Below are 15,530 nucleotides of genomic sequence, written 5' to 3'. Positions count from 1 at the left end.
CCGAGCCCCACCGCGCTGCCCGTCGGCGACCCCGCGGCCGACGCCCCGGCGGCCGGGCGCGTCCTGGAGACGCTGCTCGCCGAGGAGACGGCCGCGGCGGGGACACCGCAGGCCGAGGCCCCGGCGGTGCTGTCCTCGTCGGCGGGTGTGCTGCGCCTGACCGCGGTCGTCACCCAGCCCACCGCGGCCCGGCTCGAGCTCGAGTCGATCACGGACCTCAACGGCCGGTGCGAGTCGCTCACCGCCGTCGCACCCCCGCCCCTGACCGCCGCGGCGGGCCCGGACGCGGCCACGGCCCTGCGCACCCGCCTGGACCGGCTCGCCGGCTGCCGTCCCGAGACCTGGCTGGCCGACACCGAGGACCCGACCGCCGCCGTCGTCGCGGACGAGGCCCAGGTCGCGCTGCTGACCGGCACGGATCCGGAGATCGACGCGAACACGCTCGTCCCGCTCGAGGACGACGGCCGCGTGCTCCCGGAGGGGCGGCTGACCGCCGTCGGCTCCGCCGCGACGCTGGACGACGACGCCGAACGGCGCATCGCCGAGGTGATGTCCGCCCTCGACGGCGACGGCCTGCGGGAGCTCGAACGGCTCACCACGGGCGCCGACCCGCTTCCGGTCGCCGAGGCCGCGCAGTACTGGCTGGTGGACCATGGCCTGGAGGACGCGCCCGAGGACTGGTTCGTGCCCCGCGGCTCCTGGTTCTGAGCTCGCACGGGGGCGGGGTGCCGGCCCGCGTCGCACGAGCTCGACTGTGACGCACACCGCCCGGGGGGTGCCATGATGGGGGGCATGCCGAGCCCGCATCCCCGCCAGATCCGCCAGTCCGCCAAGCTGCTGAACGTCCGCTACGACGTGCGCGGCCCCATCCTGGAGGAGGCGCAGCGGATGGAGGCCGCGGGCCACCGGATCATGAAGCTGAACATCGGCAACCCGGCCCCGTTCGGCTTCGAGGCGCCGGACGCCGTCCTGGCGGCGATGCACCAGCACCTGCCGCACGCGCAGGGCTACTCGGACTCCAAGGGCATCTACTCGGCGCGCACCGCCGTCTCGCAGTACTACGAGTCCCGGGGCATCCGGGACATCGGCGTGGACGACGTGTTCATCGGCAACGGCGTGTCCGAGATGATCACGATGGTCCTGCAGGCCCTGGTCGACGACGGCGACGAGATCCTCGTCCCCTCGCCCGACTACCCGCTGTGGACCGGCGCCACCACCCTGGCCGGGGGCCGGGCGGTGCACTACCGCTGCGTCGAGGAGGAGGGCTGGGAGCCCGATCTCGAGCACATCGAGTCCCTCATCACGGAGCGCACCAAGGGCATCGTCCTGATCAACCCGAACAACCCCACCGGCGCGGTCTACTCCCGCGCCGTGCTGCAGGGCATCGTGGACGTGGCCCGCCGCCACAACCTCGTCCTCATGGCGGATGAGATCTACGAGAAGATCACCTACGACGGCGCCCGCCACATCAACGCCGCCGGCCTGTCCGACGACGTGCTCACCCTGACGTTCTCCGGCCTGTCCAAGGCGTACCGGGTGGCGGGCTACCGCTCCGGCTGGGTGGCCGTGTCCGGGCCGAAGCACCGGGCCGCCGACTTCCTCGAGGGCCTGACCCTGCTGGCCAACATGCGGATGTGCGCCAACGTGCCGGCGCAGCACGCCATCCAGGTGGCACTGGGCGGCTACCAGTCCATCAACGACCTCGTCCTGCCCGGCGGTCGACTGCTCGAGCAGCGCAACCTCGCCCAGGACCGCCTGAACGCCATCCCCGGCGTGTCCGTGCAGCCGGCTCACGGCGCCCTCTACCTGTTCCCGCGGCTGGACCCGGAGGTCTACGCGATCGACGACGACGAGGCGTTCGTCATCGAGCTGCTGCGGGCGAAGAAGATCCTCGTCTCGCACGGCGGGGCGTTCAACTACCCGCACAGCGACCACTTCCGGCTCGTCACGCTGCCCAGCGTGAAGGACCTGAGCGTGGCCCTGGACCGCCTCGAGGACTTCCTCGAGGACTGGAGGGAGCGCCATGGCTGACACCCCGGCCACCGCGGCGGGCCGGCCCGCCCGCGCCACCGACGACGACGGCGTCTTCGACGCCCCCGCGCGGGAGCTGTTCGCCGCCCGCCGCGGGGACGAGGTCCGGGGCCCGGCCGACGTCGACGCCGCCGCGACGCCCGGCTACGGCGGGGACAAGGCGAAGGGCAAGAAGGACCTGGCCGCGCGCGGCCGGGCGCTCGCCGACCTGCAGGAGCTGCTGTTCGCCCAGTCGGTGCGCGACGCGCCCGTGGGAGAGGTGCCGTCCCTGCTGGTGATCCTGCAGGGCATGGACACCGCCGGCAAGGGCGGGATCATGCGCCACGTGATCGGGGCGATGGACCCGCAGGGCGTCCACCTGCACGCGTTCAAGGTGCCGACCCCGGAGGAGCGCGCCCACGACTTCCTGTGGCGCATCCGACCGCATCTGCCGCGGCCCGGCCTGGTCTCCGTGTTCGACCGCTCGCACTACGAGGACGTGCTCGTGCACCGCGTGCGCGGGCTCTCCCCGCTGGCCGAGGTGGAGGAGCGCTACGGGGCGATCCGCGAGTTCGAGGCGGCCGTGCGCGCCGCGGGGACGCGGATCGTCAAGGTGATGCTGCGGATCTCGCCGGAGGAGCAGGCCGAGCGCCTGCTGGCCCGCCTGGACGACCCCACGAAGCACTGGAAGTTCAGCGAGGGCGACCTCGACGACCGCGCGTACTGGGACCAGTACACGGACGCGTACCGGATCGCGATCGAGCGGACGGACACCGAGGACGCGCCGTGGTTCATCGTGCCGGCGGACCGCAAGTGGTTCGCGCGGCTGGCGGTGCAGCAGCTGATCATCGAGACCCTGCAGGGGATGGGGCTGGACTGGCCGGAGGCCGACTTCGACGTCGCGGCGGCCCGCCGTCGCCTGCTGGCGGGCTGAGCGCCGCCGTCGTCGCGGTGGGCGGGGCAGTGGTGGTCGGACCTTGCCAAGCCCGGGGCCGCGGTGAGTGGATGGAGGAACACCGGGCGCCGCAGAGGCGCGCCGGACCCGATCCGAAAGGTGCACTCATGACTGAGAACGCTGTCCAGAACGCCCCGCTGTCCGGCAAGACCGTCGCGTTCCTCGCGACCGACGGTGTCGAGCAGGTCGAGCTGACCTCCCCGTGGGAGGCCGTGATCGCCGCGGGTGCGACCCCCGTGCTCGTCTCCCCGAAGTCCGGCACCATCACCGCGATGAAGTCCGACTGGGAGCACGGCGAGTCCTTCGAGGTGAACACCACGGTGAAGGACGCCAAGGCCGAGGACTTCCACGGCCTCGTGATGCCGGGCGGCACCCTGAACGCGGACGCCCTGCGCATCGACACGGACGCCCAGGCATTCGTGCGTGCCTTCTTCGAGCAGCACAAGCCGGTGGCGGCCATCTGCCACGCCCCGTGGACCCTGATCGAGGCCGGCGTCGTGGACGGCCGCCGTCTGACCAGCTACGCGTCCCTGGAGTCTGACCTGAAGAACGCGGGCGCCCAGTGGGTGGACGAGGAGGTCGTCGTGGACAGCGGGCTGACCACCTCGCGCACCCCGGACGACCTCGACGCCTTCAACGCCAAGCTCGTGGAGGAGCTGGGCGAGGGCAAGCACGAGGATCAGACCGCCTGACCGACGTCGGGAGCAAGCCGCGTGGGGCGGGGGCCGTTGGCCCCCGCCCCCGCCGTTTCTCGAACGAAAGCGCCGCGGAGGCCGCCGTTTCTCGAACGAAAGCGCCGCGGAGGCCGCCGTTTCCCGAACGAAAGTGGGGGGCGGGATCAGTCGGCGTCGGGGGCGGCCTCGCCGCGCACCTGGTCGAGGCGGGCGCGGGCGCCGTCGAGCCAGGCCTGGCAGCGGTCGGCCAGCGCCTCCCCGCGCTCCCACAGGGCCAGGGACTCCTCGAGGCCGGCGCCACCGGCCTCCAGCCTCCCCACGGTCTCCACCAGCTCGGCGCGCGCCTGCTCGTAGCTCATGCGGGCCACGTCCGAGACGTCCGCGGAGGTGAAGCCCTCCACACCGCTGGGGCGGCCCGCGTCCTGCGTCTGCTCCATGCCCTGTTCACTCATGCCTGTCGTGTCCTCTCGTGGGATGGGGTCGGGGTGGTCCGATGCGTCGCGACGACGTCCGCGGCGATCCGCCCGGCCGCCACGAGGATGTCGAGCCGGTCGTCCGGGGCGACCTGGTCCGCGTCGCGCACGACCTGCCCGGCGTGCTGGACCACGGCGTAGCCGCGGTCGAGAGTGCGCTGCGGGGACAGGGCGCGGACGCGGGCGCGCAGCTGCGTGAGGGCGTCCTCCTCGCGGACGAGCCGGTGGCCCAGGGCGGACCGGCCGCGCTCGCGCCACCGGTCCGTCTCCTCCTGCCGCGTGTCCACCATCACGTGCGGGCGGGCCAGCACGGGCCGGGAGCGCAGGGCCGCGAGCCCCTCGGCCTCGGCGTGCACGCGGCGCTCGACGGCCGAGGCCAGCCGCAGGCGCGCGTCGGCGAGCCCGGCGGCCTCCTGGGCCGCGTCCGGGACGATCCGTTTGGCCGCGTCCGTGGGCGTGGAGGCGCGCAGGTCGGCGACGTCGTCGAGGACCGGGCGGTCCGCCTCGTGGCCGATCGCCGAGACGACGGGCGTGCGCGCCGCCGCCACGGCGCGCACCAGTGCCTCGTCCGAGAAGGGGAGCACGACCTCCTCGAGCGCGCCGCCGCCGCGGGCGATGACGATGACGTCCACGGCCGGGTCGGCGTCGAGCTCGGCGAGCGCGGCGGCCACCTGTCGAGGGGCCTCGGCGCCCTGCACGGCGACCTCGCGGATCTCGAACTCGGCGGCGGGCCAGCGCAGCAGGGTGTTGCGCAGCACGTCCTGCTTCGCGTCCGAGTCGCGGCCGGTGATGAGCCCGATCCGGTGGGGGAGCAGGGGCAGGGGCCGTTTGCGCGCGGGGGAGGTCAGCCCCTCCTCGGCGAGGGCCCGGCGCAGCAGCTCCACGCGGGCCAGCAGATCGCCGAGGCCGACCGGGCGCATCTCCTGCACGTTCATGGACAGGCGCCCGGCCTTGAGCCAGAAGTTCGGCTTCACGCGCGCCACCACGCGGGAGCCCTGCTGGACGGTCCCGTCCAGGGTCATGGCGACGTTCCGCCAGGCGGTGAGCGGCAGGGAGACCTCCTCCTCGAGGTCCCGCATGGTCATGTAGACGTTGCCGCGGTTGTTCTTGAACTCGATGAGCTGGCCCTCGATCCACGTGGCGGGGGCACGCTCGATGTGGGCCTTGAGGTTCTCGGAGAGCCGGCGCAGGGGCCACGGCCGCTCAGCGGAGGTCTCGCCCGCGCGGGCGGGTGCCGAGACGGGCACGTCCGACGTCGCCGAGGCGCCCTCGGTCACGGGCTGGTCCATCCGGGTCCCTCCTGTCCGCGCCCGGTCCGCCCGGGCACGGGCCCACCGTACCGCCCTCGCCGGACGCGCAAGACGGTGCCCCGGTGTCCCCCCGGGGCCGCCGCCGACCCGGTCGGGTGCTCAGACCGGGGAACCTCCGGCCAGGATCGGTACGCTCGACGGGGTCGGAACGGAATGGAAAGGACCCCATGCGCACCACCCTCAGCCTCCTCGTCGCAGCCCTGGCGGGCCTGCTGGCGGTGCTCGCGACGGCCGGCGCCCTCGTCGACGAGGCGACGCACCGCCCGGAGCTGCTGCGCGGGGTGACGGAGCAGGTCGCCGTGGACCCCGAGGTCCGCGCCGCCGTGCCGGGGGTGATCGACGACGTCGTGCACGACGCCGTCCCCGAGCAGGTGCCGGGCCCGCTGGCCCAGACGGCCGAGGACCTGCTGCGCCCGCTGGCCCAGCGCGTGGCGGACGACCCGCAGGTGGTGCAGGGCTGGTCCGACACCGCCGACGAGGCCCGGCGCGCCTGGCTCGCCCAGCTCGAGGACCCGGAGGGCGCGGACGAGCCCGGCTCGGGCGCGGACGTGACCATCCCGTTCGGTCCCGTCGCGCAGTCCGGGATCACCGCCGCCCTGGGCGACATCGAACGTGACCTGCGCGAGGACCGGTTCGACCTGCCCGGGCAGGCGCTGCTGGAGACGATCATGGGCGCGGACGTCGGCGACTGGGCCGCGGACACCCTGCTGGCGCCCCTGTACGACCGCGCCGCGGAGCTGCGGGACAGCACCGCGCTGCGCATGGACGCGCGCATCGACGCCCTGGCCGGCACGGACCGGGCCACCGTGCACCGCTGGGTGGACGCCTCCACGCACTGGCGCTGGGCCGCCGCCGCCTCCGTGCTGGCGCTCGTGGGCGCCCTGCTGCTCGCCCCCCGACGACGGCGGGGCCTCGCCCTGGCCGTGGCGGGTGCGGTCGCCCTGGCCGGCGGGCTGATCGGCGGCGCCCGCCTGGGTCCGGACGCGGTCCACCTCACGGCGCCCGAGGGGGCCTCCCCCGGGGTGGCCGCGTTCGTCCAGCAGATGGAGGACGCCGCGCGCCCGGCGTTCGCGGCCGCCGTCGCCCCCTACCCCCAGACCCTGACCACCCTGGGCTGGATCGTGCTGGCCGCGGGCCTGCTGCTGGCCCTGGCGGAGCTGTGGGTCGCTCGGCGTGGGCGGGTCCGCGCGGCCCGGGCGGACGGTTCCCCCGTGGTGGGCCGCTCCCACACCGCGGCCGACGTCACGTCGCGCTGAGCCCGCGGCGAAGCCCGGGCCCGGTCGGCGTCCCGGCCGATAGCATGGAGGGCATGTCCGCTCCCTCCGTCTCCGCCCGTCCGTCCGCCGTCGGCCTCGGGATGCCGCAGGTCCCGCGCGTCCGTCGTCCCCGTGAGGAGGTCGAGGCGGCCGCGCCCGTGTCCGGCGAGAAGCGCGTGCTGCTGGCCGCCCCCCGTGGCTACTGCGCCGGCGTGGACCGCGCCGTCGTCGCCGTCGAGAAGGCCCTCGAGCACCACGGCGCCCCCGTGTACGTTCGCAAGGAGATCGTCCACAACCGGCACGTCGTGGACACCCTGACCGAGCGCGGCGTGGTGTTCGTCGACGAGCTGGACGAGGTGCCCGAGGGCGCCCTGACCGTGTTCTCCGCGCACGGCGTGTCCCCGGCCGTCGTCGAGGAGGCCGCCCAGCGCAACCTGCGCACCATCGACGCCACGTGCCCGCTCGTGACCAAGGTGCACCGCGAGGCCGTGCGCTTCGCCAAGCAGGACAAGCAGATCCTATTGATCGGCCACGAGGGCCACGAGGAGGTCGAGGGCACGTTCGGCGAGGCGCCCGAGCACACCACGGTGATCAACGACGTCGCCGAGGCCCGCACCGTCCAGGTGGAGGACCCGGACAACCTGATCTGGCTCTCCCAGACCACGCTCTCCGTGGACGAGACCCTCGAGATCGTCTCCGTGCTGCGCGAGCGGTTCCCGAACCTGCAGGACCCGCCCTCGGACGACATCTGCTACGCCACCTCCAACCGGCAGGCGGCCATCAAGTCGATCTCGCCGGAGTGCGACCTGGTGATCATCGTGGGCTCGGCGAACTCCTCGAACTCGGTGCGCCTCAAGGAGGTCGCCGCGGAGTACGGGGCCTCCCGCGCCGAGCGCGTGGACTTCGCCAACCAGGTGGACGAGTCCTGGTTCGAGGGCGTGGCCACCGTGGGCCTGTCCTCGGGCGCGTCCGTGCCCGAGGTGCTGGTCCAGGAGGTGCTCGCGCTGCTGGCCGAGTACGGCTACGGGCAGGTGGACGAGGTGGTGACTGCCGAGGAGGACATCATCTTCTCCCTGCCCAAGGAGCTGCGCGCCGAACTCAAGCGGGTGGGCGACGAGTCCCGCTCGCTCGGCGGACGCCGTCGCGACGCCGAGGCCTGACCGCGCCCCTCGTCTCCCCTCGCTGAGGCCCGCAGACTCGCCGTCACGACGCCGGCGTAGCGGCGCGTCTGCGGGCCTCGGCGTGCCCGGGCCTCGGCGTTCCGGGCCGGCGGGTGGTCAGGGACTCAGAGCCCGAAGACCCAGACGAGCAGGGTCATCGACGCGATGGAGATCAGCACGACGGCGATGATGTTCAGCCACACGCCGCCCTTCACCATCTGGCCGATGGTCACGTAGCCGGAGCCGTACGCGATGGCGTTCGGCGGGGTGGCCACGGGCAGCATGAACGCGCAGGTCGCGGCGAGGGCGACGGGCGCGGCCAGCATGAGCGGGGCGACGCCGGTGCCCAGGGCCACGCCGGAGGCGACGGGCAGGAACGTGGCCGCGGTGGCCGTGTTCGAGGTCATCTCGGTCAGCAGCAGGATGCCGACGGCGGCGATCACCACGAGCACCCACACGGGGATGTCGCCGAGGCCCTTGACCTGCTCACCGAGCCACGTGGACAGGCCCGACTTGGAGAACTGACCGGACAGGGCCAGGCCGCCGCCGAATAGCAGGAGCACGCCCCACGGCAGCTCCTTCGCGGCCTCCCAGTCGAGCAGGCGCACGCCGCGCCCGGCCCCGCCGCCGGCCGGCAGGAGGAACAGGATGAGTCCGACGACCATGGCGATGGCCGCGTCCGAGAGCAGCGGGGACGTCAGGTCCAGGACGTACTCGGAGATCAGCGGCACGGTGATCCAGGCCAGCGCGGCGAGGATGAAGACGGCGAGGACCTTGGCCTCGGGGGCGCTCATGCGGCCGAGGCGGGCCAGCTCGGTGGCGATCAGGTCGCGGCCGCCGGGGACCACGTCGATCTCCGGGCGGAACAGCACGCGGGTGAGCAGGAACCAGCACGCGAAGAGCAGCACGACGGCGATCGGCACGCCGACCAGCATCCACTGGCCGAAGCCGATCTCCACGCCGTGCTCGGCGGCCATGTGGCCCGCGAGCAGGGTGTTGGGCGGGGTGCCGATGATGGTGCCGAGCGAGCCGATGGACGCGGCGTAGGCGATGCCGAGCATGAGCGCGGTGCCGAAGTTCGTCTTCGTGAGGGAGCGGATCTCGGCCTGCGTGGGGGCCTCGCCGGGCGCGGATGCGGGCGCTGCGGGGCGGTCGGCCTGGTCTACTGCCTCGTCCGCGGTCAGGGCGCCGTCCGTGCCGTAGCGCTGGACGAGCACGAGGATGGACACGCCGATGGGGAGCATCATCACGGCGGTGGCGGTGTTGGACACCCACATGGAGATGAACCCGGTGGCGATCATGAAGCCCAGGACGAGGTTCACGGTCCTGGCGCCCATGAACTTCAGGACGCCGAGCGCGATGCGCCGGTGCAGGTTCCACCGCTGCATGGCCAGGGCGAGCATGAAGCCGCCCATGAACAGGAAGATGATGTTGTTGCCGTAGCTCGCGCCGACGGCGTCGAAGGTGATGCCGCCGTCGGACTCCTCGGCGGGCACGCCGAGCGGGAAGACGACGAGCGGCAGCAGGGCGGTGGCGGGGATGGGCAGGGCCTCGGTCATCCACCACACGGCCATGAGCACGGCGGTGGCGGCGACGAGGCGGGGCCAGACGCCGAGGTCGCCCGGCATCAGCAGGAACAGGGCGACGGCGAGCAGGGGGCCGGCCACGAGGCCGATGATGCGCTTGACGTTCTCGCCGCCGGGCAGCGGCTCGTCACGCATGCCCGGGGAGAGGTCGTGTTCGAACTCCTGGGCGGCCGCTCGGGGGTCGAAGCGGGAGACGTGCTCGTTGACGTTGCTCGGCGGGGGGAGCGGACGGGACTGCATGGGGCCTCCTCATCAGGTCAGGCCCTCGGCGCGGCCTGGCAATTCTCTGTGAGTTTCACGGTAGCAAGTGGCCCGGGGCACGGAAAGACGACGTCGGGGGCCGCGACGGCCCACCCGCCCACGCCTCCCGCGCCGACTCCTGCCGACGACGGCGCAGCTCGTCCTCCTCCACGCCCGCGACCAGTTCCGGGGCGGCCAGGGGCCGGGGCGCGGACTCGAGCGTGCGGATGTCCGGCGTGGGGGCCAGGCCCGGGTCGACGTCGCGGAGGCGCCGGGCGGCGGGGAGCACGCGCGACTCGACGTTGCCGACGAGCTGGTTGTAGCGGTCCACGGCGGTCTTGAGGGAGCCGCCCATGCGGTCCAGGTGGGTGCCGAGCGTGCCGAGACGCTCGTAGAGGTCCTTCGCGCTGGCCACCACGGTGTGGGCGTTCTCGGCCAGGGTGTCCTGCCGCCACGCGTAGGCCACGGACTTCAGGGCGGTCAGGAGGGAGACGGGGGCGACGAGCGCGACGTTCCGGGAGAACGCGTGGTCCAGCAGCCCGGGATCCGCGTCCAGGGCCGCGGCCAGGAGCGACTCGGCGGGCAGGAAGCACAGGACCAGCTCGGGGGAGTGCTCGAGGCCGGCCCAGTAGGACTTCGCGGAGAGCTGGTCCACGTGGCGGCGCACGGCCGCGGCGTGCTGGGCGGCGAGTGCCTGGCGCCGCTCGTACGCCTCCTCACCGGGCTCGTCCGCGAGGGCCTCGGCGGCCAGCGCGTCCCCGATGGGGGCCTTGGCGTCCACGGCCATGGCCTTGCCGCCGGGCAGGGACACCACGAGGTCCGGGCGGAGGCGCTCGCCGTCCTTGCCGGACAGCGTGGCCTGCTCCGTGAAGTCCACGTGGTGGAGCATGCCCGCCGCCTCGACGACCCGCCGCAGCTGCGCCTCGCCCCAGTGGCCCCGCGCGGAGGTGGACTTGAGGGTGGCCATGAGCGACGTGGTCTGGTTCAGCAGGTCCCGGTCCGTGGCCGCGGCGGCGCGGAGCTGCTCCCCGAGCCGGCCGAACTGGGACGCCCGGTCCCGCTCCAGCACGCTCACCTGCTCCTGGAGCGCCGCCAGCCGCTGGCCCAGCGGGGCGAGCGTGGACATCACCTGGGACTCCGCGCGTTGGCGTTCGGCGTCCTCGGCGCGCGCGGCCGTGAGCGCGCGCTGCTCCGCCCGGGCGGCCGCGAGCTCCTCTCGCGTCCCCTGGTGCTCGGTGCGCAGCGCGGCCAGCTCGGCCTGGGCCCGGCGGGCCTCCTCACCGCCGCCGGCCGCCCGGCGCCACATGAGCCACGCGCCCACCAGGGCACCCAGCACAAGTCCGAGGATGAGGGCGAGCAGCAGGCTGAGGATCTCCATGACCCCACCCTCGCAGGCCGCACGGACACGGTAGGCCGCGGCGCGCCGTCGTCGTGGTGGGCGGCTCAGCCGAAGAGCGGGTTGGGGCCGTTGGCCACGACCTGCGGGTCGCCGTCGACGCGGGCGGCGATGCCCGCCGCGGCCACACCGGGCAGATAGGGGAAGACCATGCGGGTCGAGGCCAGGGCGGCGGCGTCGAAGGCCTCCACCGCGACGGCCGGGCGGGGCCCGTCCGCCGTCTCGATCTCGCCGTCGAACACGGCCACCGCCCGCGTGGGGCGCGGGCTGATCTTCGCGACCGTGGCGGCCGCCTGCTCGGGCTCGAGGTCCGGGTGCTCCCACATGCCGCGCTGGCCGTCGGCGGCGACGGCGAGGATCGTCGGGGCGAACACGGACTGCCGGCCGAGCGTGTCGAACACGTGCTCCACCGCGAGGCTGATCAGCGGCAGCAGCTCGCCGCCGGGAGGCGTGGGGGTCGGTCCGGTGGGCGTCGGGGTGCTCATGGGGCCGAGGCTACCGGCCCTGTCCGACGGCGCCCACCCGCGCCTAGCGTGAGCACATGCAGCTGACCATCGCCCCCGGGGACATCACGGCCACGCACGCGGACGCCGTCGTCAACGCCGCCAACTCCACCCTGCTCGGCGGCGGAGGAGTGGACGGCGCCATCCATCGGCGTGGCGGCCCCGAGATCCTGGCCGAGTGCCGCCGCCTGCGCGAGACCGACCTGCCGGAGGGGCTGCCCGCCGGGCAGGCCGTGGCGACGACGGCGGGGCGCCTGCCCGCGCGCTGGGTCATCCACACGGTGGGCCCGGTGTGGGCCAAGACGATCGACAAGTCCGACACCCTTGCCTCGTGCTACCGCGAGTCCCTGAAGGTGGCGGCCGGGCTCGGCGCCCGGACGGTCGCGTTCCCGGCGATCTCCGCGGGGATCTACGGCTGGCCCATGGAGGACGCGGCGCGGATCGCCGTCGAGACCTGCCACGCGATGGCGGACGAGGTGGGCGGCACCGTGGACGAGGTGCTGTTCGTGCCGTACGGCGACACGGCGGAGGCCGCGTTCCGGACCGTCCTGGACAGGGTTGAGCGGGACTGACTCAACTCCGTGGAATACCCCGTGGGGGGACGGCGTTGCACAGGACAGTCGCCGCTCAACCGGAGCGGCCCGCCCTGCATGAGGAGTGATCGACCATGGCTCGTCCCATTGATCCGTTCCGCGAGATGGAGCGCCTGATGACCGGCTTCGCCCGCACCTCCGGCGCCGCCTCCATGCCCATGAACCTCTACCGCGAGGGCGACGTGTTCGTCGCCGAGGTGGAGCTGCCGGGCGTGGACCCGAGCTCGATCGACGTGGACGTCGAGGAGCGCACGCTCACCGTCCGCGCCGAGCGCAAGGAGGCCCCCGCCGGGGAGGACCGTCGCTGGCTCACCAAGGAGCGTCCGGCCGGCACCTTCGCCCGCCAGCTCAACCTCGGCCAGGGCCTGGCCCTGGACAAGATCGAGGCCGACTACAGCGACGGCGTGCTGCTGCTGACCATCCCGGTGGCCGAGCAGGCCAAGCCGCGCAAGATCCAGGTCAAGCACACCGGCTCCGCCGCCCAGGTGGAGGGCGAGGCCGTAGAGGGTGAGGCCGTGGAGGGCTCCGCCGCCGAGGCCTCCGGCGAGTGATCGCCCTCTGACGGAGCCGTGGCCGGCGTGACCGGCGCGCGGCCCGTTCCCCCGAACGCAGATGCGGCGGGCCCCCACCGGGGGCCCGCCGCTTCCGCGTGGTGGTCAGGCGCGGTCGGCCAGGATCAGCTGTGCCGCCTTCTCGCCGATCATGAAGCACGTGATGTTGGGGGTTCACGGTCACGTGCTCGGGCATCACGGAGGCGTCGGCCACGCGCAGACCCGTCACGCCCTTGACGCGCAGGCGGGCGTCCAGGGGGCTCATGGCGTCGTCGTCGGCGCCCATGCGCACCGAGCCCACCGGGTGGTACACGGTGTTGTGGGTGCGGCGCACGTAGTCGGCGATCTCCTCATCGGTCTGCGCCTCCACGCCCGGGGCGAGCTCCCGGCCGGCCCACTCTGCCATCGCCGGCTGGGAGACGATCTCCCGGGCCAGTCAGATGCCGGCCACCGCGACGGCCACGTCATGGCCCTCCGGGTCGGTGAAGTAGCGCGGGTCCACGGCCGGCTTGTCCCAGTAGTCGTTGGAGCGCAGGCGCACGGTGCCGCGGACCTTGGCGTGGGGTGGACCCGGTGGCCCTGCGGTCTCGGCTGTCGTCCTCTGGTCGGCAGACACAGGTGTGCTTCCTCTCGTCGGGGTCTGGGCGGCCCGTCCACACTACGGATCGGTCATCTGGGCGGGGATGCGTGCTGGGTGGTGCGGGTCTCTGGGTCCGTGGGGGCGGGGGCTGGGGCTGCCGGGCCCCGTGGCCGCTGGGCCTCTGGGTTCCGTGGGCAGGAGAGCGAAGGTTTCTGCCCCCGGAAGCGAAAACCCTGCCGGTTCTGCCCCCGGAACAGGGGAGAGCGCGCTTTCTGCCCACGGAGCGGGCGGGGCTGCCGGTTCTGCCCACGGAACGGGGCCGGTGCGGGACGCCTCCGCCGCGGTGGGTCCGCCGGTAGACTGCCGGACTGTGGCTTTGACTATCGGATTCGTGGGACTGCCCAACGTGGGCAAGTCGACCCTGTTCAACGCGCTGACGCGCCAGACCGTGCTCGCGGCGAACTACCCGTTCGCGACGATCGAGCCGAACGTGGGCGTGGTGAACCTGCCGGACGAGCGGCTGCCCCAGTTGGCCGAGATCTTCGGCTCCGAGCGCATCCTGCCGGCCACGGTGTCCTTCGTGGACATCGCCGGCATCGTGAAGGGCGCCTCCGAGGGGGAGGGGCTGGGCAACCAGTTCCTGGCGAACATCCGTGAGGCCCACGCGATCGCCCAGGTGGTGCGCGCGTTCGACGACGGCGACGTCGTCCACGTGGACGGCAAGGTGGACCCGGCCTCGGACATGGAGACCATCAACACAGAGCTGATCATCGCGGACATGCAGACCGTGGAGAAGGCGATCCCGCGCGTCGAGAAGGAGGTCAAGGGCAAGAAGAAGGAGCCCGCCGACCTCGAGGCGCTCCAGGCCGCGCTCGCGGTGCTGGAGCGGGGCGAGACGATCTTCGCGGCGAAGGACAAGGACAAGCTGGACATGGACCGGCTGCGGGAGCTGAGCCTGCTCACCGCCAAGCCGTTCATCTACGTGTTCAACTCGGACGACGGCGTGCTGGGGGACGAGGCCAGGCAGCAGGAGCTGCGCGACCTGGTGGCTCCCGCTCAGGCCGTGTTCCTGGACGCCAAGCTGGAGTCCGACCTCGTGGAGCTCTCCGAGGACGAGGCCCGCGAGATGCTGGAGATGAACGGCCAGGACGAGTCCGGGCTGGACCAGCTGGCTCGCGTCGGCTTCTCAACGCTCGGCCTGCAGACGTATCTGACGGCGGGGCCGAAGGAGACGCGCGCGTGGACCATCCCCGTCGGCGCGACGGCGCCCGAGGCCGCCGGCGTGATCCACACCGACTTCCAGCGCGGCTTCATCAAGGCCGAGATCGTCTCCTTCGACGACCTCGTGGCCGCCGGCTCCATGGCCGAGGCGAAGGCCGCGGGCAAGGTGCGCATGGAGGGCAAGGAGTACGTGATGAAGGACGGGGACGTGGTGGAGTTCCGGTTCAACGTGTAAAATTCTCCTATAGGAGAGTATTTGCCGATTTATTTAAGCCGGAGCACTCGATTGATTAGTGGGAGTCTTCCTGGCGCAATATTCGCCTAGGTCGGACCTGGGCTGCCCACTGAGTGTGAGGACCAGGTTGTACTCGATCGGAGATCGTAGCCATGAAGAACAAAGTGGGATACGTCGACCGAAACCAGCTGCGGAGCTGGGCTGACACACGCTCCTCGCAGTCCGAGTTCCCACGTCTAGTGCGACGCCTCATCCTGGAAACCACGCCAGGCCTGGTCGAACTTGGGATGCCCGCGGGTGACGGGGTGGCGGCTGGCGATTGGGACGGTTCAGTCCGGACGGCGAAAGCGACGGCTTGGGTTCCGGACGGCTTGTCCGTGTGGGAACTGTCAGTCGATTCCAGCCCCAACTCCAAGGCCGACAAGGACTACACCAAGCGAATAGACGCTCCATATGGGACTTCGACATCAGACTGCACTTATGTGGAAGCGATCCTGCGTCCTTGGACGACACGGTCCAGATGGGCTGCAAGCAAGCGGAGCGACAACGTCTGGAGAGACGTCAAGGCCCTTGGACTAGATGTTGTGGGTCATGAGGTTCTTGACATGGGTACCGGGCTGAGATGAGACGAGTGGGCCTCTCCCGCAGGATGGAAGTTCCGGGCGTGTCAACTTGTCTGTGTAAGCGGGGTGGTCACAGGTAGGGGTTGATCCGGTCGGGGTAGGCCGCGGCGAGCTGGGCGAGGGCCTGCTTCCAGTTCGTGACGGCCTGGCCTTCGACGAGCCGG

14 protein-coding genes and 1 pseudogene are annotated in these 15,530 nt (G+C 72.6%); 9 read left to right on the top strand and 6 right to left on the bottom strand.

Features of this window, described 5'->3' with window-relative positions:
• From J1M38_RS00925 to J1M38_RS00910, 4 genes are all read left to right on the top strand, one after another.
• Positions 1-708: glycine betaine ABC transporter substrate-binding protein (locus J1M38_RS00925; protein WP_274608400.1), on the top strand; the 708-nt coding region annotated here is incomplete at its 5' end.
• A gap of 84 nt (positions 709-792) precedes the next feature.
• Entirely contained in the window at positions 793-2,031 is a 1,239-nt protein-coding gene (locus J1M38_RS00920) for a pyridoxal phosphate-dependent aminotransferase (protein WP_134377065.1), read from the top strand.
• On the top strand, positions 2,024-2,944 hold the full coding sequence (locus J1M38_RS00915) for a phosphate--nucleotide phosphotransferase (RefSeq protein ID WP_049145656.1): 921 nt from the start codon (positions 2,024-2,026) through the stop codon (positions 2,942-2,944). Before J1M38_RS00920 ends, J1M38_RS00915 begins: the two co-directional genes overlap by 8 nt.
• A 128-nt stretch (positions 2,945-3,072) precedes the next feature.
• Positions 3,073-3,657 carry a type 1 glutamine amidotransferase domain-containing protein gene (locus tag J1M38_RS00910; RefSeq protein ID WP_036383850.1) on the top strand — a complete coding sequence of 195 codons (585 nt, stop codon included), beginning with the start codon at positions 3,073-3,075 and terminating at the stop codon, positions 3,655-3,657.
• Positions 3,658-3,803: 146 nt separating this feature from the next.
• On the opposite strand, the gene J1M38_RS00905 is transcribed toward J1M38_RS00910, so the two are convergent.
• Together J1M38_RS00905 and xseA are read right to left on the bottom strand one after the other, a co-directional pair.
• Positions 3,804-4,091 (bottom strand): exodeoxyribonuclease VII small subunit, encoded by a 288-nt coding sequence (locus tag J1M38_RS00905; protein WP_036316619.1) that lies wholly within the window; start codon positions 4,089-4,091, stop codon positions 3,804-3,806.
• Positions 4,088-5,401, bottom strand: coding sequence for an exodeoxyribonuclease VII large subunit (gene xseA / locus J1M38_RS00900; RefSeq protein ID WP_134377064.1), 1,314 nt, complete (start codon positions 5,399-5,401; stop codon positions 4,088-4,090). Before xseA ends, J1M38_RS00905 begins: the two co-directional genes overlap by 4 nt.
• A 188-nt stretch (positions 5,402-5,589) precedes the next feature.
• Here xseA and J1M38_RS00895 point away from each other — a divergent pair, with 188 nt between their 5' ends.
• The gene (locus J1M38_RS00895) at positions 5,590-6,678 is read left to right on the top strand and encodes a hypothetical protein (protein WP_135101161.1); all 1,089 of its coding nucleotides are present in this window, start codon (positions 5,590-5,592) and stop codon (positions 6,676-6,678) included.
• A 53-nt stretch (positions 6,679-6,731) separates the two neighbouring features.
• Complete coding sequence (locus J1M38_RS00890; protein ID WP_135101160.1) at positions 6,732-7,838, top strand: 4-hydroxy-3-methylbut-2-enyl diphosphate reductase; 1,107 nt, start codon at positions 6,732-6,734, stop codon at positions 7,836-7,838.
• A gap of 125 nt (positions 7,839-7,963) precedes the next feature.
• Here J1M38_RS00890 and J1M38_RS00885 read toward each other — a convergent pair whose 3' ends face one another.
• The 3 genes from J1M38_RS00885 to J1M38_RS00875 all read right to left on the bottom strand — a co-directional run bounded on the left by J1M38_RS00885 (position 7,964) and on the right by J1M38_RS00875 (position 11,545).
• Positions 7,964-9,664: a DASS family sodium-coupled anion symporter gene (locus J1M38_RS00885; RefSeq protein WP_095354145.1), complete on the bottom strand. Its 1,701-nt coding sequence runs from the start codon at positions 9,662-9,664 to the stop codon at positions 7,964-7,966.
• A 55-nt stretch (positions 9,665-9,719) separates the two neighbouring features.
• The gene (gene rmuC / locus J1M38_RS00880; protein WP_241246382.1) at positions 9,720-11,042 is read right to left on the bottom strand and encodes a DNA recombination protein RmuC; all 1,323 of its coding nucleotides are present in this window, start codon (positions 11,040-11,042) and stop codon (positions 9,720-9,722) included.
• Between the two features lie 65 nt (positions 11,043-11,107).
• A complete protein-coding gene (locus J1M38_RS00875; RefSeq protein WP_051995311.1) occupies positions 11,108-11,545 on the bottom strand; it encodes a hypothetical protein in 438 nt (145 codons plus the stop codon).
• Positions 11,546-11,601: 56 nt separating this feature from the next.
• Between J1M38_RS00875 and J1M38_RS00870 the strand changes: the two genes are divergently transcribed.
• Positions 11,602-12,135 carry an O-acetyl-ADP-ribose deacetylase gene (locus J1M38_RS00870; protein ID WP_135101158.1) on the top strand — a complete coding sequence of 178 codons (534 nt, stop codon included), beginning with the start codon at positions 11,602-11,604 and terminating at the stop codon, positions 12,133-12,135.
• A gap of 95 nt (positions 12,136-12,230) precedes the next feature.
• Positions 12,231-12,707, top strand: a complete 477-nt coding sequence (locus J1M38_RS00865; protein ID WP_061867069.1) for an Hsp20/alpha crystallin family protein — start codon at positions 12,231-12,233, stop codon at positions 12,705-12,707.
• A gap of 105 nt (positions 12,708-12,812) precedes the next feature.
• On the opposite strand, the pseudogene J1M38_RS00860 reads toward J1M38_RS00865, so the two are convergent.
• A pseudogene (locus J1M38_RS00860) lies at positions 12,813-13,269 on the bottom strand (GMC oxidoreductase); the annotation flags it as partial.
• A gap of 388 nt (positions 13,270-13,657) precedes the next feature.
• Between J1M38_RS00860 and ychF the strand changes: the two are divergent.
• Positions 13,658-14,743 carry a redox-regulated ATPase YchF gene (ychF, locus tag J1M38_RS00855; protein WP_061867068.1) on the top strand — a complete coding sequence of 362 codons (1,086 nt, stop codon included), beginning with the start codon at positions 13,658-13,660 and terminating at the stop codon, positions 14,741-14,743.
• The last annotated feature ends 787 nt before the right edge of the window (positions 14,744-15,530 follow it).

The sequence above is a fragment of the Micrococcus sp. KRD070 genome (assembly GCF_017168435.1).
Taxonomy (GTDB): Bacteria; Actinomycetota; Actinomycetes; order Actinomycetales; family Micrococcaceae; genus Micrococcus; species Micrococcus luteus.
The sequence above is the reverse complement of the archived record's forward strand: the minus strand, read 5'-3'. Positions and strand labels throughout refer to the sequence as shown.

Excerpts from the sequence above, each read along its gene's own strand:
- J1M38_RS00915 (WP_049145656.1), top strand. The coding sequence starts at position 2,024 with ATGGCTGACACCCCGGCCACCGCGGCGGGCCGGCCCGCCCGCGCCACC.
- J1M38_RS00905 (WP_036316619.1), bottom strand. The coding sequence starts at position 4,091 with ATGAGTGAACAGGGCATGGAGCAGACGCAGGACGCGGGCCGCCCCAGC.
- J1M38_RS00890 (WP_135101160.1), top strand. The coding sequence starts at position 6,732 with ATGTCCGCTCCCTCCGTCTCCGCCCGTCCGTCCGCCGTCGGCCTCGGG.
- rmuC (WP_241246382.1), bottom strand. The coding sequence starts at position 11,042 with ATGGAGATCCTCAGCCTGCTGCTCGCCCTCATCCTCGGACTTGTGCTG.
- J1M38_RS00885 (WP_095354145.1), bottom strand. The coding sequence starts at position 9,664 with ATGCAGTCCCGTCCGCTCCCCCCGCCGAGCAACGTCAACGAGCACGTC.
- xseA (WP_134377064.1), bottom strand. The coding sequence starts at position 5,401 with ATGGACCAGCCCGTGACCGAGGGCGCCTCGGCGACGTCGGACGTGCCC.
- J1M38_RS00920 (WP_134377065.1), top strand. The coding sequence starts at position 793 with ATGCCGAGCCCGCATCCCCGCCAGATCCGCCAGTCCGCCAAGCTGCTG.
- J1M38_RS00865 (WP_061867069.1), top strand. The coding sequence starts at position 12,231 with ATGGCTCGTCCCATTGATCCGTTCCGCGAGATGGAGCGCCTGATGACC.
- J1M38_RS00895 (WP_135101161.1), top strand. The coding sequence starts at position 5,590 with ATGCGCACCACCCTCAGCCTCCTCGTCGCAGCCCTGGCGGGCCTGCTG.
- J1M38_RS00870 (WP_135101158.1), top strand. The coding sequence starts at position 11,602 with ATGCAGCTGACCATCGCCCCCGGGGACATCACGGCCACGCACGCGGAC.
- J1M38_RS00875 (WP_051995311.1), bottom strand. The coding sequence starts at position 11,545 with ATGAGCACCCCGACGCCCACCGGACCGACCCCCACGCCTCCCGGCGGC.
- J1M38_RS00910 (WP_036383850.1), top strand. The coding sequence starts at position 3,073 with ATGACTGAGAACGCTGTCCAGAACGCCCCGCTGTCCGGCAAGACCGTC.